Below are 20,246 nucleotides of genomic sequence, written 5' to 3'. Positions count from 1 at the left end.
TAAACCCTTTCCACGCGTATGAATAAACTGCAGTTCGCTGACTATGTAGTTTTCTTTATCTATTTCATTGTTGTTGCCGCTTACGGGTACTATATCTACCATAGAAAACGATCAGCCGCTGCCAGTTCGAAAGACTTCTTTCTGGCGGAAGGGTCGCTTACATGGTGGGCAATAGGCGCATCCCTGATTGCATCCAACATCTCGGCAGAGCATTTCATTGGCATGTCGGGTTCCGGGTTTGCACTGGGGCTGGCCATTTCTACCTATGAGTGGATGGCAGCCGCAACCCTGCTTATTGTGGCGGTGGTGCTGATACCCATTTACCTGAAGAACAAGATCTACACCATGCCGCAGTTCCTCGCGAAGCGGTATAATGATAAAGTGAGTACCGTGATGGCGGTGTTCTGGCTGCTGGTGTATGTTTTCGTAAACCTCACTTCCATTATCTACCTCGGCGCATTGGCCATCACCTCTATTTCTACTTTGCCTTTTGAATGGTGTATAGCAGGACTGAGCGTGTTTGCCGTAGTGGTAACGCTGGGAGGGATGAAGGTGATAGGATATACCGATGTAATTCAGGTACTGGTGCTGATCGTGGGTGGATTGGTAACAACCTGTCTTGCCTTGTCATTACTTTCGGAAAAATTCGGTTATGGAGGAAACATCTTCCAGGGACTGTGGGTGTTACGAAAAGAAGCGCCTTCGCATTTCCATATGATCTTCGATGAAAGCAATCCATATTACAAGGATTTGCCCGGGCTTTCAGTACTGGTAGGCGGGATGTGGATCAACAACCTGAGCTACTGGGGCTGTAATCAATACATCACACAACGGGCATTGGGTGCCGATCTGAAGACGGCCCGCAACGGCATTATTTTCGCCGCTTTCCTGAAGCTGCTGGTGCCGGTGATTGCCGTATTGCCGGGCATAGTGATGTTTGTACTGCACCAGAACGGGATGTTTCAGCAGGAAATGACGGACGCAGCAGGGCATATCAAGCCCGATCACGCATATCCCACCCTCATGAATCTGTTGCCGCCGGGGCTGAAAGGAGTGGCTTTTGCTGCGCTTACAGCGGCTATTGTGGCTTCGCTGGCGGGGAAAGCTAACAGTATCTCCACCATCTTCTCGCTGGATATTTATAAGAAGTTTTTCCATAAAGATGCCAGTGAACAGCAGCTGGTGCGTGCGGGTAAATGGGCGGTGATTGTTTCCATGCTCATTGCGGCTGTGGTAACCCCGGCCCTGCGATCGCTCGATCAGGCATACCAGTTTATTCAGGAGTATGTAGGATTTATTTCTCCGGGTGTGCTGGCCATTTTCCTGCTGGGCTTTTTCTGGAAACGCACCACGGCTGCTGCAGCACTTACGGGCGCATTGCTTACCATTCCCATTTCAACCATATTGAAATTCCTCCCGGTATGGACCAGCGGAGCTTTCCCCGATTACCCTTTCCTCGATCGGATGTCGATCACATTCGGATTGCTGCTAGTGGTGATGGTGGTGATGAGCCTTTTACAGCCTAAATCAGTAGCGCGGCCCACAATCGAGATAGACAAGGAGATGTTCCGGACCACCACCGGCTTTAAAGTGGCGGCGCTGATTATTATAGGTATACTGGCTGCACTGTACACGGTGTTCTGGTAGGGTGGCAGGTGCTCATTACCTGACAAAAGTCATGTTTAAGACGATTACTGTTGCTATATAGCGTTGTATCACGGAGTGTGGTAACACATTACCACGGTTGAACATTTCTTTAGCATTGATTGTTAGTATCATAGGTGCCGGAATTATTCTGGTACAACCTTTGTAACAGTATGAGTCTTAATACTTTTGTTATATGAGAACGATAGCTATATTATCATCAGTTTTTGCATTGGCCGTATTAGGAACAGGCTGCGTAAGCAATAAAAAATTTGCTGCGCTGCAAACCAGTTATGGTGAATTGCAAAACGAGCACAGGGCATTGGATGGGAAGTATCAGACAGCTCAACGTGAATTGACAGGCGCTACCACGCGTGTAAGTAGTTTGGAAGAGCAGATCGCCTCTCAGAAAGCAGGCCTTCGGTCACTGCAGGCCGCCCTTGATAAATGTCTGAACTCTACCAGTCAGGGTAATGTAAACATCTCCAAACTGGTAGATGAAATCAATGCCTCCAACAAGTACATACAGCATCTGGTGAACACCAAGAACAAGAGCGACTCGCTCAACATGGTGCTGACCAACAACCTGACCCGTTCCCTTAGCCGCGAAGAGCTGCGTGATGTGGACGTACAGGTACTGAAAGGGGTGGTGTATATCTCCCTTTCCGACAAGATGCTGTACAAATCCGGCAGCTATGAGATTTCCCCGGTTGCGGGTGAAACCCTCAGTAAGATTGCCAAGATCATTAAAGACTACCGCGATTACGATGTGCTGATCGAAGGTAACACAGACAATGTGCCCATCAGTCAGAAGAACATCCGCAACAACTGGGACCTCAGCGCCCTGCGTGCTTCTTCCGTGGTACAGTCGCTGCAAACGACCTATGGTGTAGATCCTAAACGTTTGACCGCTGGCGGCCGTGGTGAGTACAATCCCATTGCTTCCAACGACAGCGATGATGGTAAGGCACGTAACCGCCGTACCCAAATCATCATCACACCGAAGCTCGACCAGTTCATGGAGCTGATCGATAAAGCTCCGGAAAGTACAGAAGCCCCTGCCGGCCAGCCCGCGCAACCTGCGCAGCCTGCCCAGCAGTAAGCAAACTTCACTTAAGAAATTAAAAGCCTGTGCGTGATGCACAGGCTTTTTTTATGGTAAGAATTAATATGGATTGTTGTACATGCCATTAGGCTATAACAAGAGCCGGAACCCAAACACAGGCAGGCTGCCCTGCAGGAAATCAAGATCCTCTGACCGCCGGAAGTCCATTTTCTCATACATCTTCCAGGCGGTTTTCATGGACTGCGTTGAGTGTATAATAACCTGGCTGCGTCCCTGTTCCCGCGCTCTGGAGATACAGGATTCCACCAGCAGCTTTCCTATGCCCAGTCCACGGTATTCGTGATCCACGGCAAGGAGGCGGAAACCAGCGGCATCAGTTTCCATTGTGGCGCTGCCCCCGGAGCCATATTGCTTCATATCCCCGAAGTAAACAACAGCCCCGCCAATCTGCCCTTCTGCATCGAGTGCCAGTATCAAGGAGGCGCCGGGCCGTGAACAGAATTCGCCCACATTCACCAGCATGGCATAATAGGCCGGCTGCTCAGAAATGCCGGGGAAGCCTTCGAGCGATGAATAGACTGATACCATGAGTTGTCCGGCAGCTTTCTCCTCTCCGGGACGGGCATCTCTGACGGTGAATATTTCTTCCTGCATAACTGGGAATTATTATCTGTATGCAATTTGCGCTTTGTTTTCCGGAAACAGCACAGGGGGCAGACCGGGTGGCCGAATTTGGGACTGAAATGTAAATCTATTTAATTCAGGAAGCTTAAGCCCTGCATAGTAGGATGACAGGAAGGGGAAGGCCTTGCTGCACTGGCGGCAAGGCCTTTTTTCATGGTATAGGGATCATAGGCAGGTAATCACAGGATAGCAGCAGGTATGGTGCATTTTATTTCTTCCAGTTGAGATTCGGCCTCGTTCAGCATTGGAGCGAAGTTTTCGTCGCGGATAATGCCTTTGTTGTGCATGTCACGGTAATAGGCTATGCCTTGCAGGAGGTTACTGTGAAAGCCGTCCAGCTGCCTGGATGTTTTGACATCATTACAGTTTCGCCGTTGTTCTGCGAGGTAAGTGATGTACAGGCGCAGCTCATTGATGAACATGTGCGGACGGTTGGGTGCTTCAATCACATTGGTTCGCCCGTAAATGTGATCCGTCATTTCCTGCAGGGAAACCACTTTACTGAAAAAGGCAATATTAGGACCAGGGCATATGGTAATGGAACGCTGGTTTTTAACGAGCGTGGTATTGTAGACGTGCGCGGCTGCATTGCTGAGGCCGGTGCAGAGGCATTCTTTGCTGAAAAGCAGCTTTGTCTGTGCATTGTATTCTGCTTCGGGGAGCTGTGCCTTCTGCAGCTGGTTGAGCTTCAGGCGCTGGTATTGAATGGAGGCGGTGCAGATGGGGTGTTCGGTAAACTCTGTGTTGAAAGACAGGTGTTTTTCCGTACAGGGGCTGCCCGGTTTGCCATCACGGATACGCTGGAGGCGTTCTGTTTCGCCATCCAGGCCTTTGAGGTAATGGAACCTAACACCCATGGGAGAGTTATTACTCAGCTCCACATCTTCCGCTTTGGCTTTACTGAGCTTTTCAAGGGTGCTGTCATCTACCGTGGTAGCTTCCGGCACGAGAAGGAAAGGGGTACCCCAGCCCGTGGTGCTAAGTTGATAGTATTCCCGGAGCATGGTGTGCTCGGCAAAGGTGCCGATACCGCCCTGTGCGGAAATTAACATCGCCGGTGGTTCTGCAGGAACAGGAGCGCCCCGCTTACCAAGTGCATCGCTATAAAGCTGGAACAGTGCGCTGGTAAGTTCATTCTTTCCGGCGCGGAACTCTTCGAGTATTGGGCCCATCAGCATACCATCAGTTGCAAATGCATGTCCACCGCAGTTAAGGCCCGATTCAATGCGGAACTCACTTACCCAGATGCCCTTCTTGGCAAGGAACTTACCCTGTATAAGTGCGGATCGGTAATCACTGACCTTCACGATCACCTTTTTACGGAGCACGCCGTTCTCGTCTGCATCAAAGTCCCGGCACTTTTCAAGGTAACTGTATAAGCGGGGATTCATACCTGCGGAGAATACAATGGAGGAGCCTGTAAGATTACTGTTGGCATAGCCACGCAATGCTGCCACAGCATCGGAACCATCTTCCAGCAGGTTGCCATCAGCACCGTAGTTATTCTTATCGGTTTTGGTCATGATGTTCACATCAATGCTTCCCGGTTGTATGAGGCTGCGCAGCTTCGCTTCGATAGTCGACCGCGAGTCTGCATTATTTGTGGAGGTAAACTGCAGGTATAGCTGCTTCAGTGTACTTTCTTCCGGCAGCATTTCAAAATATTTAACGATTTCCGACCCTGTTTCAAAAGCCGCAGAACGTAACTTTTCGACCTGCTCCTGTACCATGCGGTTCACCAGGTTGAGGTAATCAGTGATGCGCCGGGCGCGGTAGTCTTCTTCTTTGGTAGAAATCGGTTCATAAGGCTCGTTGCGCTCCGTGTAGTAATGTTTGCGCATCATCTCGATCAGGCGGTCTTCAATGATGGATATTACTGAGGAAATACCGAAACGGGCCACTTTAACCGGACTGTCGATTGTGTAAGCCAGCCCCATTACAGGGATGTGAAATTGATGCACCATAAAATCGGATTGTTGAAGGAATGCAGCCTGCCGCCTGTGTTTGGACGAATGCTGCTGAATGATGTTTGCTTCGGTTTGGCAGTGTAAAGTTATTGAAAAAAGATAAAATAGTCTTTATTTATTTAACTTTGCAGAAAGAAAATAAATGATACAGGTAACTAAGATTTTCCGCTTTGAAACGGCACATGCCTTACATGGTTATAACGGTGCCTGCAGGCATATTCATGGGCATTCGTACCAACTGCATGTTACGGTTCGGGCGGAGGCGGAGCCGGAGCGGTATTTCCCGGCGCCGGGCATTTTATTAGACTTCCGTGATCTGAAAGAACTGGTGAACAACGCCGTCATCCGCCGTCTCGATCACCGGCTGGTAGTGTCTCCTGATTTCCTGGCTGCACATCCGGCAGAGTCTGAAGAGGAGAACCTGGTGGTGATGGATGCCGAGCCTTCTGCCGAGAATCTGCTTATTTTCATCCGCAACAGCATCCGTGAAAAGCTGCCTGCAGGTGTTTTATTGGCCCGGCTCCAGCTGTTTGAAACTGCCGATTCGTATGCGGAATGGGTTTTATGATTATTTTGCAGTCAAATCGCAACTATTTATGCTTTCAAAATCTGCGGAATATGCGCTCCGGGCTACCATTTACATTGCGTTGAAAGGCTCGGAAGACAATAAGCTCGGGATAGATGAGATCGCTACTGCGATTGATTCTCCCCAATCTTTTACCGCTAAGATCCTGCAGCTGCTGACAAAGAACAACGGCGTGGTGAGCTCCGTACGTGGCCCTAACGGCGGGTTTTACCTGACAGACGCCGCCCGTAAACTCCCCGTACGCGCTGTGCTGGAAGCGGTAGGGGAAGATGGTATTATCACTAAATGTGTGCTGGGCCTTAAAGAATGCTCAGAATCGAGGCCATGCCCCATGCATGAACAATACCGCTATATCAAGGCCCAACTACGTCAGATGTTTGAGAAAACCACCATCCAGGATCTTGCCAACGAATCCGGTAAAGGAAAGATCGTTATCAATAACCGGCAGATCAAAACCAAATAATACAGCGGTTACAGGTCTTTCTTCCGGAATATCCGCAATGCCAGCATTAAGGGGGCCACTATCCACAACAGCATACATACCACGGAGTAGATACTGCCCGCAGATGATCCCAGGAAATCTTTGAACAATGCCCCGGAATATCCCATCAGCACCGCCACATCCAGCTGCAGCAGCATAAGGATGCGAGCCAGATCTACCGGGTTCAGGCTTATCATACCCACCACCGCTTTCTCAATCGGGTAATCACTGAAGGAGAAAATGAATGCCATCATCAATCCGTCGAACAGCAGGGTAAAGAACAGCGAAACAATAATGGCTGCCCCAATGCCACGGGTCTTATCCCGGGAAATGACGAATATCAGTAGGCCGATGGAGGTAAAGATGAAAGTCAGCAATACACCGGTCAATATCAGTACAAAAGAAGCCCCTATAGGTAACAACACCATCAGCGGAGCGCCCACCCCCACTACAAATGCGGCGGAAAGCGATAATGCCATCCCGGCATATTCTGAAAGCAGGATGCCTGTACGCTTCACCGGCTGTGATAACAGCAGTTCAATGAACTCCAGCGAGTTAAAAAAGTAAATGGCGGAAAACAAGGTGGTAATCACCGGAACAAACAATAATGTGATGTTCAGCAGGCTCAGCAAGCCTTTGGCACTGTTCCCATCCAGCCCCAGCAGGGTGAAAGACAGAATAGCCAATACCGCGGTGTATACGAGTATAGACCTGTTTTTCAGCAGATCAAGAAATACATATTTGCTTACTGTCAGCATTGGTCAGAATATTAGCGATGATTTTATTCAGTTTCTTTTCTCCGGTGCGTTCCTGTAATTGCCCGATGCTTTCATGGAACATCAGCTTCCCGTCCTGCAGGTAAATGATGTGGCTGGTCAGCCCGTCGAGGTCGCTTAGTACGTGTGAGGTAATCAGCACCAGTTTGCCCCGTTCACATTCCGCGGCGATCTTATCTTTCAACAACTCGTTAGCCACCGGGTCCAGCCCTGCGGTAGGCTCGTCGAGGATGTAGATGTCGGGGGAGAAGAGGAATGCGATGCACGCGCTCACCTTCTGGCGCGTTCCGCCGGAAAGGGTGCGCATCTTCTTCTGTTTGATTTTGTCTATCCCGAAGCTATGGTACAGCTCTTCGTCGTAGTTCGTTTGCTCTTTCCGGATGTCTTTGATCATATGTATCACCTGCTCAATGGTCATATTATCCGGGTAACGCCCTATCTGGGGCATATAGCCGATGTTGGCGCGATAGGCCGGATTATTACGGATGAGCTGGCCGTTGATAGTGATAGACCCTTTCTCGGGGATCACCAGGCCAAGGATGGATTTAATAAGGGTGGTTTTTCCTGAGCCATTGGGGCCGAGAAGCGAAACAGCCTGTCCTTTTTCCAGATGAAGGTCTATTCCGTCGAGCGCTCTGAACTTGCCAAACGATTTGGTAAGATTATCTATCTGGATCATAGTTTCCATTTTTTCATTTTAGGTGTGTCGTCCCGCAGCTGGTCGGGGATGATGGACGGCATTATTTTTTCGGCTTGATCGATAATGTTGGTCAGGAAGCTCCGGTAAAGGATCATGGAAGTGGGGATCTTTTCCGAAAGGATGGAATAGACGCTTACGGGGTGGTAAGGCACATCACCTGTACCATCTTTGTTAAGGTCGTATCCTTCGTATTTATCCCAGTAATTGTTGCGGTAAGTGTTCAGCATCAATGTGCCGTTGGTAGCCACATCAAAAGAATTCTCCCGGAAGTTGTTGTTTTCGATGGTATTGGATTCGCAGCTGGCCTGTACGCGCATGGCCCAGCCGTTGGCGGTAAAGGCATTGGCCATAATATGAATCCGGTTACTGCCTTCCATGAAAATGCCGATGGTGTTGTGGGCAAAACGGTTGAATTCGATCCTGCTGTCGGAGATATCTTTCAGCAATATTCCGTATGAGGCATCTCCCCAGTGTTCTTCAAAGTTGTTACTGACCATCACCACATGTTTGGAGTACATCACCGCAACGCCTGCCCCATTGTGCCGGAAAGTATTGCGGATGTAAGTGTCGTTGTGGGAAAACATGAAGTGCAGGCCATAACGCACGTTGTTTTGGGAATTGTTACCGGTGATAACTGACCCGGTTACGAATTCGAAATAGATACCGTCGCGGTGCCCGGAGATGTTATTAGCCCTGATTAGCAGGGAGTCCGACTTCCAGGCATGTACACCATTGCCGGATTGCAGCTCGTCTGTAGCGGAAGACTTTATCTCGTTATTGGTAATGATACAATTCCTGCTGTTCTGGAGATAGATGCCGTAGGTGGTGTTGATGACGCGGCAATTAATGACCGTAACCCGGGAAACATTCTGGAGGCGGATGCCTGCCATATCTACCATGCTGCTGCGGCCTGTCTGCTGAACGGTAATGCCGGATATACTGACCCGGTCTGCCGCTATGATGAACAGCTGGTGTTTGTCTTCCCCGTCGAATACGGGATAGTTTTCCCCGATAATGGTAACGGAGGTGCGCACAACGATGTCGTGCTGCTTGTAAATACCCGGGGCGATAAGTATCGTATCGCCGGGGCGTGCCCTGTCCAGGACATGCTGCAGGAGGCTGTCTGGCCCGGTGCGGATCACCGTGGCAGAAACGGCCGCCGGCAGCATGAGGAAGGACAATATGGTGAGGATGCGTATCATGGCAGGGTTTCCCAGGTGAGCAATTCGAGGCCGAGACTGTCTTTAAGCGCAGCGGCATCTTCCACCCCTGCAAATGCAGGGAGGTTACCCGCCATGGGACTTTTAAAATTTTCGTGGTGAAGGAAAACGGCAGTAGTGGCGTTCAACGGCTCCGCTTGCTTACCGGTATAATCATTCACGAAGATCATACTGCCGGGGATCTCCTGAGTGAATGCCCTGAGGCATACGATATCGTCAAACTTGAATACACGGCCTTTCTGATTTACAATCTCTGCGGAAAAGCGCTTGTCCATAATGGTCATCTTACAATGTGCGCAGGCATCTTTCCCGTAGGCGATGGGTTCGTACCCGCGTTTGCAGGAGGCTGCTGCGAAGAGTAAGAGCATCAGCCCCGTTATATAGATCTTCATAATTTGTATTTTGCCGCACGACGCCATTCGTAGACAGTCATGCCGGTGAGCAATAAAGCCGCTACAATAAAGAACCATCCGCCGATATCGGGTTGAGACAGGGCTTCGAAATTCAGCATCTTTTTATAACCGATCAGTGGTGGCTGATAAGCCATGCCGGGTACTTTGATGGGAGCGGTGGGGTCCAGGTTATGCCCGTAGTCATATTCCCATTTCCAGAAATCGTACATGGATACTGCGGCGATGAGCAGCAGCAGGCCGGTCCACATATAGAAGAGAGACCTGCGGTTGAAGATCAGCACCAGTATTCCCAGCCCGCAAAAGATCCCCAGGGCTATGGGCATGTATACAAATTCCTTAAAATCGTTTTTGTGGATGGTTTTCATGCCGATATAGTGGTTCAGGCCGTTGATGATTTCTACATCGCCTTTCACATCGTTGATCCAGATATTCATGGAAATACCTTCCGGGTATTGCGGCGCTGCAAGATCGATCCGCCACATGGGCACAAACCAGAGCATCAGAATACAGCCGATGGCTACTACGATACTCACTTTAGCGATTGCGCTTAATTTTCTGTTCATAACTGCAGGTAATAAAGAAAGCAGCACGCCCCGTAGGACGTACTGCTTCGGGTATAGAATTACTTAGCTGCCACCGCCCTGGTGGTATCCTCGCCGCCGGTGTGCCATTTCAGGGGCACATTGCTGCCTTTGGGAGAAACTCTCATGTAGCCCTGCATCTCCTGGTGGAGTGCGGAGCAGAAGTCGGTACAGTAGAATGGATAAATACCGGGAGTTTTGGGAGAGAACTTCAGGGTAGAAGTTTCGCCCGGCATGATCAGCAGTTCTGCTGTGGGAGCATGCTTGATAGCGAACCCGTGCGGGATGTCCCAGTCCTGCTCAAGGTTGGTTACGTGGAAGTACACATCATCGCCCACCTGGATGCCTTCGATATTATCAGGGGTAAGGTGGGAGCGGATGGCGGTCATGTACACGTGTACCTCGTTGCCTTTACGTTCCACTTTGGTAGCCTTTTCGCCTGCGGCTACGTAGGGGTGCTTGTTTTTGTTGATGTCAAAGAACTTCACACTCTGGTCTTTGATCTTTTCTGCCGGGATAGCCTGCGCATAGTGAGGCTCACCGATGGTAGGGAAGTCGAGCAGCAGCTGCATCTTATCTCCGTCAATAGAGTAGAGCTGTGCAGACTGTGCCAGTTCGGGACCTGTAGGCAGGAAGCGGTCTTTGGTGATTTTGTTGTAAGCCACTACGTATTTACCATAAGGCTTCCTGGTGTCGCCACCGGGAACCATGAGGTGGCCGATGGAGTAGTAAGTAGGCACACGGTCGAGCACTTTCAGATCTTTCAGGCTCCATTTCACGATTTCGGAAGACACGAAGAAGGAAGTGTAAGCATTACCATTAGCATCGAACTCAGTGTGCAGGGGGCCGAGGCCGGGTTTCTGTACTTCGCCGTGGAGGGCAGCTTCATATTTGATAACGGGGATACCGTTGTACTCACCTTCAAAGGCCTTGTCTTCGATCGCTTTCACGAATTTCTGGTAAGCGAAAACAGGGATGAGTGCTGCCAGTTTACCGCTGCCCACGATGTATTCACCGGAAGGGTCAACATCGCAGCCGTGAGGGGATTTGGGACAGGGGATGAGGTACACGAAGTCTTTCAGTTCCGTAGGGTCAAGCGTCAGCACTTCTTTGATGACTTCGGTGGTAGCGGAGTGGGTTTCTTCGTGGAAGGTATTGCGAACGTATTCGGTAGCCATCTTTTTGGCTTTACCGGCTTTCACATACTCTTCTGCTTTTTTCCAGTTAACGGCAACGATGAAGTCTTTGTCTTTCTGGGAAGCATTCACCTCCAGCAGGGTGCTGGCCTGTTCGGTGTTGTAGGTGGAGAAGAAGAACCATCCGTGAGACGGGCCTTTACCGGCGCGGCTCAGGTCGAGGTCCATACCGGGGAGGATGATCTGGAAGGATACATCCATTTTACCGGTGTTTTTGTCGATACCGATGAAGGACGCGGTGCTTTTAAAGTTCTTTTTAAAAGATTCGTTGTCCAGCGCAGATTCCTGGTTGCCTACAGGAATCGCGAAGCGGGTGCCGGCGATCACGTACTCGGTGTTTTCGGTAAGGAAAGGAGAGGAGTGGTTACCGCCACTGTTGGGCAGTTCGATGATCTCCATGGTCTTGAACGCCTTCAGATCGATGCGGGCTACACGGGGAGAGTTGTTGGCGTTGGCAAAAAGCCAGCGGCCGTCGTGCTCACCGTTTGTCTGGGAAAGTGCAAGGTGGTGCTGGTCGTCCCAGGGTACGAAACCGTGAGAAGTGTTGAGCATAGCCTTGGTTTCTTCGCTGTAGCCATAACCGTTTTCAGGGTTTACAGAGAACACGGGCAGTACTTTTAACAGTCTGCCGGAGGGGATGCCGTAAACGGCTACCTGTCCGCTGAAACCACCTGAAACGAAGTTGTAAAGCTCATCGTATTTGCCTGGAGCAACGTACGTCCGCGCAGCAGCGTCGCCGCCTACAGCCGATTCGGTGCTCTTCATCTTGCAACTCTGCACGGCAAGCGCTACGGTAGCCGTCAGGAGTAAGTGAGAAATTTTCATGCAAAGTGTATTAACGGGAATGAATATGCTTAGTTTTTACCATCGATTTTGCGCATGTATTCAAGAACAGCCCTTGCTTCTTCATCTTTCAGATTCTGGTTGGGCATCCTTACCATACACAGTTCGAGCATTGCCTGGGCTTCGGGGTCTTTGTCCAGCATTTCATCCACATTGGTCACGAAGTTCATGATCCATTCGGGAGTTCTGCGGTCGGTAACACCTTTCCAGCCGGGCCCTACCAGCTTTTCTTCCGTCAGTTTATGGCAGGATGTACATTTCACTTCAGAAATTTCCTGTCCTTTCTTAACCATGGCTTCGTCGAGCGGGTGTGTCAGTTCAACGGTTTTGAACTTACCGATGCCTTTAGGGTCAACAGCACCGGCAGGTTTATCTGCAACAAGGCTGTTGTCTGCTGGTGTTTCGGATGCCGGCGTCTTTTCATCACCGGTTTTTTCCTGTCCGCCACCGCAACCCGCCACTGCGATAGAAGTGGCCAGGGCGAAAATGAAGAGGTGCCTGAGATTTTTCATATTGTTTTATTTAGATCAAAGTTCTATTTCAGTGTATGGATCCTTCATGACCACCGTCATGGGTATTGATGACAGTAAACAACAGCGGTTATTGGTGGGTGCTGGCAATAGCAGCAGCCCGGCGCTTGTGGTGCCGCTGGCGTGGTAATCCCACGTTGGATCTTAAAGAATGTAGTGAATGGGGGAGATTATCCCGGAATGTAACCGGCGTCTGTAAATGATGCTGTCTGATGCTGCCTCAGGCTGAGCTAAGGTTATTTACTGCGTGGTTACATGGTGCCTGCCTGGCTGCGTTTTTATTAACTGTATTTTACTGTCAGCTACTTAAAGTGCAGCTGCTTCCGTATTTGAAAAGCTGCTTTCCAGTGCCGCCGCTTTGGGAAATAGTATGTTGTTCTCGAGGTGGATGTGGAGGTGAAGGTCGTCCTGGAACTCTTTCAGCAGGGCATACGTTACGCGGTAAGTGTTACAGCCTTCTGGAGGTACCGTGTAATCATCACTCAGGGCCTGTATCTTACGGAAGCGCTCGCCTTCCTGGTCGTGTTCCTGCATCATGGCAGTTATGGGATTGGATACCTCTGAGAAAGAAGGGGCGTGTGGTTTGGTGTCATTCTCCTTTGCCACTACCATTTGCCGGATATAGGGAAACAGATTGGTCTCCTCTTTTTTCATGTGGGCAGTCAGCTCTGCCGCACATCCATTAAACAGGGAGTATATTTCGATCAGTTCAGGGTGAGATGAACCATGCACGTTAGCCAGTTTGTGGAGGTATGCCTGCAGAACGGGGATCTGAGTGGCTACATAGCTATGATGCCTGTCTACGATATGGATTGCCAGTACATCGGGCTGCCAGGTATTGAAATCTGTCCCTTCTTCGGGTTTGGTTTCGAGGACGGTTTCCAGTTCACCGGTTACTGTAGACAGGTCGATTTTCTTCTGGGAACAGGCTTCTTCCACCGTCCGGTTGCCATTGCAGCAGAAATCAATACGGTGTTTCCTGAATACGGCAGCGGTGCGGTAATTGTCTGATACCAGCTGCCCGATAACTGCTTTTTCTAAGTTTTCCATGATGTTGTTTTTAGCGTTGTTATAATTAAATACAAAAATGTCTTTAATGGGGAATTGAGAAACACCGCAAAGCTAAGTGATATTTAGATTAAAAAGGATAAAATAGTCCTTATTTAAGTATGACTTTGCTCAGGCTCCTCAGGTATGGCACATAACCTACGCTGGTTTATATAAAAACCTTCCTTTATGTTTTATGTCAAATCGTTGATAATTAATTGTATATGAGTGTGTGGGCTGCGTATTGAGTAAGCGGATTCAATAGGGGGAAGGGGAAGGCGGGTGGGGAAGGCCTTAAAAAGAAAAGCCGCCTCGTAACATGAGGCGGCTTTTTAGTCTTGTCACCAAATCGGCAACTTCCTGTGCCTGTTCTGCGGAACGGGACAATTTCCCGAAGCGCAGGGGCTGGCATTCAGCAGTGCCATCAGTGCGAACGCCCCGCCAAATATTGCCAGAGGCCATTCTTTCATAAGCATACTGTAAGTAAACATGGTCAACCCGGCGCCCAGTCTTATGAGCCTGCCGGCTGTCCATTGTGAAAATAACCTTTTCATGTTGCAAATATCCGTTCCCTGTTTGGGAGATGCTGTGACTTAGGTCACAACTCCACAGGAAATCCTATATTCGGGAAGCAACCTATAAACCTTACCTCCTTGGATACCGTATTCGCTCATTTCTCCCGATACATCACCCTCAGCGATACCCTTAAGGCAGAACTGGCAGCCGTGCTAGAGCCGGTACATTTCAGCAAAGGGGAACTGGTGCTGGATGCGGAAAGGACCTGCACCCGGAGTTATTTCATCATAGAGGGTATGCTAAGGGCCTATTTCCTGAAAGACGGGAAGGAGATTACTGACTTCTTTTCAGCCGAGGAAGAATGGTGCAACTCACCCAAAAGCTTTTACACCCAGCAGCCAGGTGAATATTACCTCGATGCCATCGAGCCTACCGACGCCATGGCTATTTCGGCCCGCGATCTGGTCTCCCTGTTCGACCGCTTCCCTGAAATGGAGCGCTATGCCCGGCTGAGTATGGGCACGGTTTTCGGTCACCTGATGGAAAGGATTGCCTCTCTGCGGTTTACCTCTGCCAAAGAGAAATACGACCATTTCCTGCAAACCTATGAAGGTATTCATCACCGCATCCCCCTCGGAATGGTAGCATCCTATCTCGGCATTACGCAGGAAACCCTGAGCCGGTTACGGGCCGGGAAGTGATTATTTGATCCAGATCAAATTTTAACCGGAGCAGACAGCGCACTTTTACAATCAAAACACACCCTGTTATGATGCGTCTCCTTCTTTTTCCATTATCACTTTTTTTGATCCCTTTCATTGCTTCCGGGCAGGATACACTTACTTCCCCTAATACCCATGCCATCCTCTACCATGCTGCCGCAAAGCAGCCCTTGCTGGTGGTAGGACTGGGTGGTTCCGAAGGGGGCAATGCCTGGGCTTCCGGCCGGTGGAAAGCGGTGCGGGAACAGTTCTTGGCGGAAGGGTATGCTTTCCTTGCGGTAGGGTATTTCGGTTGTAAAGACACCCCAAAGCTGCTGGATAAAATAGCGATCGATGACGTGTATGCCGCCATAGTAGCGGCAAAGACGAAACTCGGTTTGCAAAATATGCGGGTCGCGGTAATTGGAGGTTCCCGCGGGGGCGATCTGGCACTGCTGCTGGGTAGCTATTATCCGGATATCAATTGCGTTGTGGGGCTTTCTGCCAGTCATGCCGTGTTCCCCGGGCATACACAGGAGTTTACCACCTCCTGCTGGACCAAAAGTGGAGCTGAACTTCCCTTTATACCGGTAAATGATGCAGCCGTACCATTTCTTATGCAGCGTAACCTGCGTAAAACCTTTGAAGCCATGCTTACAGATACCGCTGCAGAACGCCGCTCGCTCATCCCTGTGGAACGTATCCGGGGTGCCGTACTGCTGATGTCGGCAAAAGGAGATGAAATAATTCCGGCAGTGGAGATGGGAGAGAAGATGATGGCACGGATGGAGAAGGCGGGTTTTGCATACCCGCACCAGCACCTTATATATGAAGGCGGTCATGCTGAACCAATAAAGCACTTCGATGAGGTGATGGTATTTCTCCGGCAACATTTCCGTACAGGGTCAGAATAATTGTAAAGCGCTGCAAATCCGGATATTATGCCTTACTTTGTGGCCTTTGTAACCCGTAGATATGATATACACTTTTAGATTTCAGCACCCTAAAGCCATGCGATATCTGTGGCTGGTGGTACTTGCGCCGGTCCTTGTAGTATTCCTTTTTATATGGTTTGCTGTTACCTCAGCTGGTGTACTGATTACCGGCTTGTTATTGTCTATAGCTATCGGTTTTTATTTCCTCTTCACCAGGGGCAAGGCTAACGATGAAATTACACTGGACAGGAACAGCTTTACTTCCGCATTTTTCGGGCGGGTTGAGTTTGATGAAATTAAAAGTGTAACCGGCCGCTCACTCTCCATGGAACCGCCATCTATGCGGATTACCCTGCATTCGGGCAGGAAGCTGACGTGGCGGATCACCATAAAAGGCAGCGTATATAATTCTGTTGCCGATGCGGAAACGTTTATGCGCTTTACCAACGATCTGTCTGCCCGGATGGATGCCTGGGCGGCGAAGCGCAATCATCCATATCAACCCGCCACTGAATCAGTGAGCGAAACCCCTGATCCGGCGGAGCAACTGCGTAAAGTAGCATCCGGAAACAGTAAAGCCGTGTGGGCGGTTCCGGTAGGACTGGCATTTGCCGTGATAGCACTTTTCAAAACCTGTGGCAAAGAATGGTTTGGTAAAAATGAACCTGATTTCGCGAAAATGGCTCAGCAGAGTGAATTGCGGTATGAGGATAATATTGAATCCGCAAAGGCAGTGATGCAGGAATACCTCAAAACGCAGGGCGCTTATTTCCTTTATACCAACGATACTGCCGCCCGTGCAGAGTTGCTGCCTGATATAGACGACAGCAACCCCACCGGTATCCGTGCTTTTCAACATACCAACGCGAATAGTGAACTGCAGGCTTTCATTGAACATCCGGATTCTTTCGAAATACGGACTGTAATTGTGGCAGGGGATGAAACGATAAGCCCGATGCGTGAAAGTATCCTTAACCTGAACGATAGTGCCGCCATCAGGCTCTTCATCCGATTCTACGATCCTGAACAGCGCATTGTGCCGGCAGGTATGCGGCGTGGGGAAGTGACCGACTCTTCCGCATTACCTGTGTTCGATGTATTTACGGCTATCCCTTTGTATGATACGCTTAATATCCGCAGCCCCGTTTCAGAAACGTTCCCGGGCATGAACATGATGCTGGCGCAGGTACGCCACCGCCCGTCCTTCAGGGTATACCTTACCGGACGGGAGAAAGACGGCATTTCGGAAAGTCTTTTCCGTAAAGTGGTAACCGAACTGAACCGCCAGATGCATGCAGTGAAGGCCGATACGGCAGGGTTTGTGATCAGGGCATACAACAGATGACCGCGATGGGTTTTTCGTTATATTGCTGTCATGAATACCGCATTTGAACCAACCATCGCATTCGCCACCGCCCGTGACCAGCAAGACGGGCTGGCCGGCTTTAAATCCCGATTCCACTTCCCGCAACACGCGGGGAAAGACGCTATTTATTTTTGTGGAAACTCCCTCGGCCTGCAGCCCCGCTCTGTTGCCGCCGCTATTCAGCAGGAGCTGGAAGACTGGCAGAACATGGCCGTGGAAGGATATTTCCGCGCAAAGAACCCCTGGCTTTTCTATCAATATAATTTCAGCGAAACGCTGGGGGAAATGATGGGCAGCTCTCCCGACGAGGTTACCGTCATGAACACCCTCACCGTAAACCTGCATCTCATCCTCCAGAGCTTTTACCGGCCCACCAAAGAGCGTTACCGCATCGTTATGGAAGCCGGGGCCTTCCCTTCCGACCAATATGCACTAGAAACACTGGTGCGCCTCCATGGTTTTGATCCGGATGATGCACTGGTTGAAGTGAAGCCCCGCGAAGGGGAGAAGCTGTTGCGGACAGAGGATATTACCGATGTGATCGCACAGCAAGGCAACAGTCTGGCGCTCGTACTCATGGGCGGGATCAATTATTATACAGGACAATTTTACGATATGCCCGCAATCACAGCCGCCGCACATAAAACGGGTGCTTATGCAGGCTGGGATCTGGCACATGTGGCTGGTAATATTCCATTGCAGCTCCACGACTGGAAGGTGGACTTTGCTGTATGGTGCTCCTATAAATACCTGAATGGCGGGCCAGGTGCGGCAGGCGGCCTTTTTGTGCATGAAAAGCATGGAAACGATCCTGCCTTTCCGCGGCTTGGTGGCTGGTGGGGTAATGATGAGAAGACGCGTTTCCGCATGGAAAAAGGTTTTATCCCGAAGGCTGGTGCTGCAGGATGGCAGATCAGCACTGCGCAGGTCTTTAACATGGTAGCGCTGAAAGCTTCTCTTGAAATGTTTAAAGAAGCAGGATTAGGCGCACTTCGTAAAAAGAGCCTGGATCTTACCGCTTATCTCGAATTCCTGTTAGGGCAAACATCACTGCCCTGTGAGATCATTACGCCGCGTAACCCGGAGGAGCGCGGAGCGCAGTTATCACTCTTCTTCCCGAAAGATGGTAAAGCCATTCATACCCGTATGATGGAAAGCGGTATCATCTGCGATTACCGCGAGCCCGGCGTTATCCGCCTTGCACCGGCGCCTTTGTATTGCTCTTATTCCGATGTGCTGCGATTCCACGACGTATTAAAAACTTTAGCATGACCGCTCTGACTAAAAACTGGCTCGCTCTTGGCGATTCTTATACCATTGGGGAAGGCGTTCAGCTGTACGACAGCTACCCTTATCAAACCCTGCAACTCCTTCGTGCCGGCGGCATGCAGATCAATGCACCGGAAATTGTGGCCCAAACCGGGTGGACCACCGGGGAGCTGATCCAACATCTTGAACACCGTACCCGGTTGTTACCCCGGTACGATTTCGTAACCCTGTTAATCGGCGTCAATAATCAATACCGCGGGCTCCCGGAAAACGAATACGCAGAAGAGTTTACCCTACTGGCAAATAAAGCTATAGCATTGGCAGAGGGCGGGAAGGTTGCCGTAATCAGTATCCCGGACTGGGGGGTAACCCCCTTTGCTGCCGGGCGTGATACAGCAGTTATTTGCGAACAAATAGACGAGTATAATGGCATCAACCGTGAGATCAGCGGGAAGCTGGGCCTGCCTTACATAAATATCACTGAAACATACCGGCTTACGGGAGGTCGGCCGGAAGGTGTGGTGGAAGATAAACTGCATCCTTCCGCGGCTATTTACGCCGGCTGGGCGGAGAAACTGGCGGCGGTGTTTAACCCTGCCCCTGCGGCGGGGATTTTGATATAGTGAGAATTATCCTACATTTGCACCCCTGACCCACCGGCAAACACCCGGAAAGGTCATTTTATGCAAGTCCCTGTACGAAACAGCCCATTGGGTGCAATACAGGGTTTACTATCTTTATGAAGTACTTTAACCTTTTTTAAAACTGTTTATGCAATTTCTGGATTTTGAAAAGCCGATTGCGGATCTGTACGAACAACTGGAAAAACTGAAGGAAAACGGGGAGAAATCCGGCGTGGACGTATCCGCTACCGTTAAGGAGTACGAGCAGAAAATCAACGACACCAAGCAACAGGTCTATAACAATCTAACCAGCTGGCAGAAAGTACAGCTGAGCCGTCATCCCGAACGCCCATACACACTGGAGTATATCGAGCGTATGACAGAGAACTTCGTGGAGATGCATGGCGACCGCAATGTGAAGGATGACAAGGCGATGGTTGGCGGATTTGCGGATCTGGATGGTGAAACCGTAATGTTCATCGGCCAGCAGAAAGGTATCAATACCAAAATGCGCCAGGTGCGTAATTTCGGTATGGCCAATCCTGAAGGTTACCGTAAGGCGCTGCGCCTGATGAAGCTCGCAGAGCGTTTCAATAAGCCCATTATTACCCTGATCGATACTCCCGGTGCATATCCCGGCCTGGAAGCGGAAGAGCGTGGACAGGGCGAAGCCATTGCCCGGAACCTTTTCGAAATGGTAAAGCTCCGCGTACCCGTTATCTGTGTGATTATCGGTGAAGGTGCTTCCGGCGGTGCATTAGGCATCGGTATCGGCGACCGCATCTTTATGCTGGAAAACAGCTGGTATACCGTTATTTCTCCTGAAAACTGCTCTACCATCCTCTGGAGAAGCTGGAATTTCAAAGAGAAGGCAGCGGAAGAACTGAAACTGACTTCAGGATATATGAGCCAGTTCGGACTGGTAGACGGGGTGATTTCCGAACCTATTGGCGGCGCACATTCCAATCACGAAGAAATGGCAGCCATTCTGAAAGCGCGGTTAAAGGAAACACTTGCCGAGCTGAAGAAGATTGATCCGGATACGCGTATCGAACAACGGATTGATAAATTCTCCAATATGGGCTTTTTTGAAGAGCGCTAG

20 protein-coding genes are annotated in these 20,246 nt (G+C 50.1%); 10 read left to right on the top strand and 10 right to left on the bottom strand.

The features are described 5' to 3' along the window. Nucleotides 1-18: 18 nt before the first annotated feature. Both DEV76_RS09795 and DEV76_RS09790 read left to right on the top strand, forming a co-directional pair. Nucleotides 19-1,647 (top strand): sodium/sugar symporter, encoded by a 1,629-nt coding sequence (locus DEV76_RS09795; protein WP_109697693.1) that lies wholly within the window; start codon nucleotides 19-21, stop codon nucleotides 1,645-1,647. 193 nt (nucleotides 1,648-1,840) lie between these two features. Further along, nucleotides 1,841-2,746, top strand: coding sequence for an OmpA family protein (locus tag DEV76_RS09790; RefSeq protein ID WP_109697692.1), 906 nt, complete (start codon nucleotides 1,841-1,843; stop codon nucleotides 2,744-2,746). A 93-nt stretch (nucleotides 2,747-2,839) separates the two neighbouring features. Here the strand turns inward: DEV76_RS09790 and DEV76_RS09785 are convergent, their stop codons facing one another. Together DEV76_RS09785 and DEV76_RS09780 are read right to left on the bottom strand one after the other, a co-directional pair. Then, complete coding sequence (locus DEV76_RS09785) at nucleotides 2,840-3,364, bottom strand: GNAT family N-acetyltransferase (protein WP_109697691.1); 525 nt, start codon at nucleotides 3,362-3,364, stop codon at nucleotides 2,840-2,842. Between the two features lie 209 nt (nucleotides 3,365-3,573). After that, nucleotides 3,574-5,358: a hypothetical protein gene (locus tag DEV76_RS09780; protein WP_109697690.1), complete on the bottom strand. Its 1,785-nt coding sequence runs from the start codon at nucleotides 5,356-5,358 to the stop codon at nucleotides 3,574-3,576. A 145-nt stretch (nucleotides 5,359-5,503) separates the two neighbouring features. On the opposite strand from DEV76_RS09780, the gene DEV76_RS09775 reads away from it, so the two are divergent. After that, nucleotides 5,504-5,929, top strand: a complete 426-nt coding sequence (locus DEV76_RS09775) for a 6-pyruvoyl trahydropterin synthase family protein (protein ID WP_109697689.1) — start codon at nucleotides 5,504-5,506, stop codon at nucleotides 5,927-5,929. A gap of 28 nt (nucleotides 5,930-5,957) precedes the next feature. After that, a complete protein-coding gene (locus DEV76_RS09770) occupies nucleotides 5,958-6,410 on the top strand; it encodes an RrF2 family transcriptional regulator (protein WP_157962803.1) in 453 nt (150 codons plus the stop codon). An 8-nt stretch (nucleotides 6,411-6,418) separates the two neighbouring features. Here DEV76_RS09770 and DEV76_RS09765 read toward each other — a convergent pair whose 3' ends face one another. The 8 genes from DEV76_RS09765 to ric all read right to left on the bottom strand — a co-directional run bounded on the left by DEV76_RS09765 (nucleotide 6,419) and on the right by ric (nucleotide 13,737). Next, nucleotides 6,419-7,186 carry an ABC transporter permease subunit gene (locus DEV76_RS09765; protein WP_109697687.1) on the bottom strand — a complete coding sequence of 256 codons (768 nt, stop codon included), beginning with the start codon at nucleotides 7,184-7,186 and terminating at the stop codon, nucleotides 6,419-6,421. Then, nucleotides 7,155-7,892 carry an ABC transporter ATP-binding protein gene (locus DEV76_RS09760; protein ID WP_232826917.1) on the bottom strand — a complete coding sequence of 246 codons (738 nt, stop codon included), beginning with the start codon at nucleotides 7,890-7,892 and terminating at the stop codon, nucleotides 7,155-7,157. Before DEV76_RS09760 ends, DEV76_RS09765 begins: the two co-directional genes overlap by 32 nt. After that, a complete protein-coding gene (gene nosD, locus DEV76_RS09755) occupies nucleotides 7,880-9,106 on the bottom strand; it encodes a nitrous oxide reductase family maturation protein NosD (RefSeq protein WP_109697686.1) in 1,227 nt (408 codons plus the stop codon). The genes DEV76_RS09760 and nosD overlap by 13 nt, the downstream gene beginning before the upstream one ends. Next, nucleotides 9,103-9,516 carry a nitrous oxide reductase accessory protein NosL gene (locus DEV76_RS09750; protein ID WP_157962802.1) on the bottom strand — a complete coding sequence of 138 codons (414 nt, stop codon included), beginning with the start codon at nucleotides 9,514-9,516 and terminating at the stop codon, nucleotides 9,103-9,105. The genes nosD and DEV76_RS09750 overlap by 4 nt, the downstream gene beginning before the upstream one ends. After that, a complete protein-coding gene (locus tag DEV76_RS09745; RefSeq protein ID WP_109697684.1) occupies nucleotides 9,513-10,100 on the bottom strand; it encodes a hypothetical protein in 588 nt (195 codons plus the stop codon). The genes DEV76_RS09750 and DEV76_RS09745 overlap by 4 nt, the downstream gene beginning before the upstream one ends. A 59-nt stretch (nucleotides 10,101-10,159) precedes the next feature. Further along, nucleotides 10,160-12,139 (bottom strand): Sec-dependent nitrous-oxide reductase, encoded by a 1,980-nt coding sequence (nosZ, locus tag DEV76_RS09740; protein ID WP_109697683.1) that lies wholly within the window; start codon nucleotides 12,137-12,139, stop codon nucleotides 10,160-10,162. 29 nt (nucleotides 12,140-12,168) lie between these two features. Beyond that, nucleotides 12,169-12,669 carry a cytochrome c gene (locus DEV76_RS09735; protein ID WP_109697682.1) on the bottom strand — a complete coding sequence of 167 codons (501 nt, stop codon included), beginning with the start codon at nucleotides 12,667-12,669 and terminating at the stop codon, nucleotides 12,169-12,171. Nucleotides 12,670-12,993: 324 nt separating this feature from the next. Continuing rightward, nucleotides 12,994-13,737 carry an iron-sulfur cluster repair di-iron protein gene (gene ric, locus DEV76_RS09730; protein ID WP_109697681.1) on the bottom strand — a complete coding sequence of 248 codons (744 nt, stop codon included), beginning with the start codon at nucleotides 13,735-13,737 and terminating at the stop codon, nucleotides 12,994-12,996. A gap of 650 nt (nucleotides 13,738-14,387) precedes the next feature. Here ric and DEV76_RS09720 point away from each other — a divergent pair. The 6 genes from DEV76_RS09720 to DEV76_RS09695 all read left to right on the top strand — a co-directional run bounded on the left by DEV76_RS09720 (nucleotide 14,388) and on the right by DEV76_RS09695 (nucleotide 20,246). Further along, nucleotides 14,388-14,951, top strand: coding sequence for a Crp/Fnr family transcriptional regulator (locus DEV76_RS09720; RefSeq protein WP_157962801.1), 564 nt, complete (start codon nucleotides 14,388-14,390; stop codon nucleotides 14,949-14,951). A gap of 68 nt (nucleotides 14,952-15,019) precedes the next feature. Then, the gene (locus DEV76_RS09715; RefSeq protein WP_109697678.1) at nucleotides 15,020-15,865 is read left to right on the top strand and encodes an acyl-CoA thioester hydrolase/BAAT C-terminal domain-containing protein; all 846 of its coding nucleotides are present in this window, start codon (nucleotides 15,020-15,022) and stop codon (nucleotides 15,863-15,865) included. A 61-nt stretch (nucleotides 15,866-15,926) separates the two neighbouring features. Continuing rightward, entirely contained in the window at nucleotides 15,927-17,231 is a 1,305-nt protein-coding gene (locus DEV76_RS09710) for a hypothetical protein (RefSeq protein WP_109697677.1), read from the top strand. Nucleotides 17,232-17,261: 30 nt separating this feature from the next. After that, the gene (gene kynU, locus DEV76_RS09705; protein WP_109697676.1) at nucleotides 17,262-18,524 is read left to right on the top strand and encodes a kynureninase; all 1,263 of its coding nucleotides are present in this window, start codon (nucleotides 17,262-17,264) and stop codon (nucleotides 18,522-18,524) included. After that, nucleotides 18,521-19,144 carry an SGNH/GDSL hydrolase family protein gene (locus DEV76_RS09700; RefSeq protein ID WP_109697675.1) on the top strand — a complete coding sequence of 208 codons (624 nt, stop codon included), beginning with the start codon at nucleotides 18,521-18,523 and terminating at the stop codon, nucleotides 19,142-19,144. Before kynU ends, DEV76_RS09700 begins: the two co-directional genes overlap by 4 nt. 148 nt (nucleotides 19,145-19,292) lie before the next feature. Next, nucleotides 19,293-20,246: an acetyl-CoA carboxylase carboxyltransferase subunit alpha gene (locus DEV76_RS09695; RefSeq protein WP_109697674.1), complete on the top strand. Its 954-nt coding sequence runs from the start codon at nucleotides 19,293-19,295 to the stop codon at nucleotides 20,244-20,246.

It is taken from the genome of Chitinophaga deserti (assembly GCF_003149455.1).
GTDB classification, from domain to species: Bacteria; Bacteroidota; Bacteroidia; order Chitinophagales; family Chitinophagaceae; genus Chitinophaga; species Chitinophaga deserti.
The sequence above is the reverse complement of the archived record's forward strand: the minus strand, read 5'-3'. Positions and strand labels throughout refer to the sequence as shown.

Excerpts from the sequence above, each read along its gene's own strand:
- DEV76_RS09790 (WP_109697692.1), top strand. The coding sequence starts at position 1,841 with ATGAGAACGATAGCTATATTATCATCAGTTTTTGCATTGGCCGTATTA.
- nosZ (WP_109697683.1), bottom strand. The coding sequence starts at position 12,139 with ATGAAAATTTCTCACTTACTCCTGACGGCTACCGTAGCGCTTGCCGTG.
- DEV76_RS09715 (WP_109697678.1), top strand. The coding sequence starts at position 15,020 with ATGATGCGTCTCCTTCTTTTTCCATTATCACTTTTTTTGATCCCTTTC.
- DEV76_RS09695 (WP_109697674.1), top strand. The coding sequence starts at position 19,293 with ATGCAATTTCTGGATTTTGAAAAGCCGATTGCGGATCTGTACGAACAA.
- DEV76_RS09760 (WP_232826917.1), bottom strand. The coding sequence starts at position 7,892 with ATGGAAACTATGATCCAGATAGATAATCTTACCAAATCGTTTGGCAAG.
- DEV76_RS09750 (WP_157962802.1), bottom strand. The coding sequence starts at position 9,516 with ATGAAGATCTATATAACGGGGCTGATGCTCTTACTCTTCGCAGCAGCC.
- ric (WP_109697681.1), bottom strand. The coding sequence starts at position 13,737 with ATGGAAAACTTAGAAAAAGCAGTTATCGGGCAGCTGGTATCAGACAAT.
- nosD (WP_109697686.1), bottom strand. The coding sequence starts at position 9,106 with ATGATACGCATCCTCACCATATTGTCCTTCCTCATGCTGCCGGCGGCC.
- DEV76_RS09700 (WP_109697675.1), top strand. The coding sequence starts at position 18,521 with ATGACCGCTCTGACTAAAAACTGGCTCGCTCTTGGCGATTCTTATACC.
- kynU (WP_109697676.1), top strand. The coding sequence starts at position 17,262 with ATGAATACCGCATTTGAACCAACCATCGCATTCGCCACCGCCCGTGAC.
- DEV76_RS09785 (WP_109697691.1), bottom strand. The coding sequence starts at position 3,364 with ATGCAGGAAGAAATATTCACCGTCAGAGATGCCCGTCCCGGAGAGGAG.
- DEV76_RS09710 (WP_109697677.1), top strand. The coding sequence starts at position 15,927 with ATGATATACACTTTTAGATTTCAGCACCCTAAAGCCATGCGATATCTG.
- DEV76_RS09745 (WP_109697684.1), bottom strand. The coding sequence starts at position 10,100 with ATGAACAGAAAATTAAGCGCAATCGCTAAAGTGAGTATCGTAGTAGCC.
- DEV76_RS09795 (WP_109697693.1), top strand. The coding sequence starts at position 19 with ATGAATAAACTGCAGTTCGCTGACTATGTAGTTTTCTTTATCTATTTC.
- DEV76_RS09735 (WP_109697682.1), bottom strand. The coding sequence starts at position 12,669 with ATGAAAAATCTCAGGCACCTCTTCATTTTCGCCCTGGCCACTTCTATC.
- DEV76_RS09780 (WP_109697690.1), bottom strand. The coding sequence starts at position 5,358 with ATGGTGCATCAATTTCACATCCCTGTAATGGGGCTGGCTTACACAATC.
- DEV76_RS09770 (WP_157962803.1), top strand. The coding sequence starts at position 5,958 with ATGCTTTCAAAATCTGCGGAATATGCGCTCCGGGCTACCATTTACATT.
- DEV76_RS09765 (WP_109697687.1), bottom strand. The coding sequence starts at position 7,186 with ATGCTGACAGTAAGCAAATATGTATTTCTTGATCTGCTGAAAAACAGG.
- DEV76_RS09775 (WP_109697689.1), top strand. The coding sequence starts at position 5,504 with ATGATACAGGTAACTAAGATTTTCCGCTTTGAAACGGCACATGCCTTA.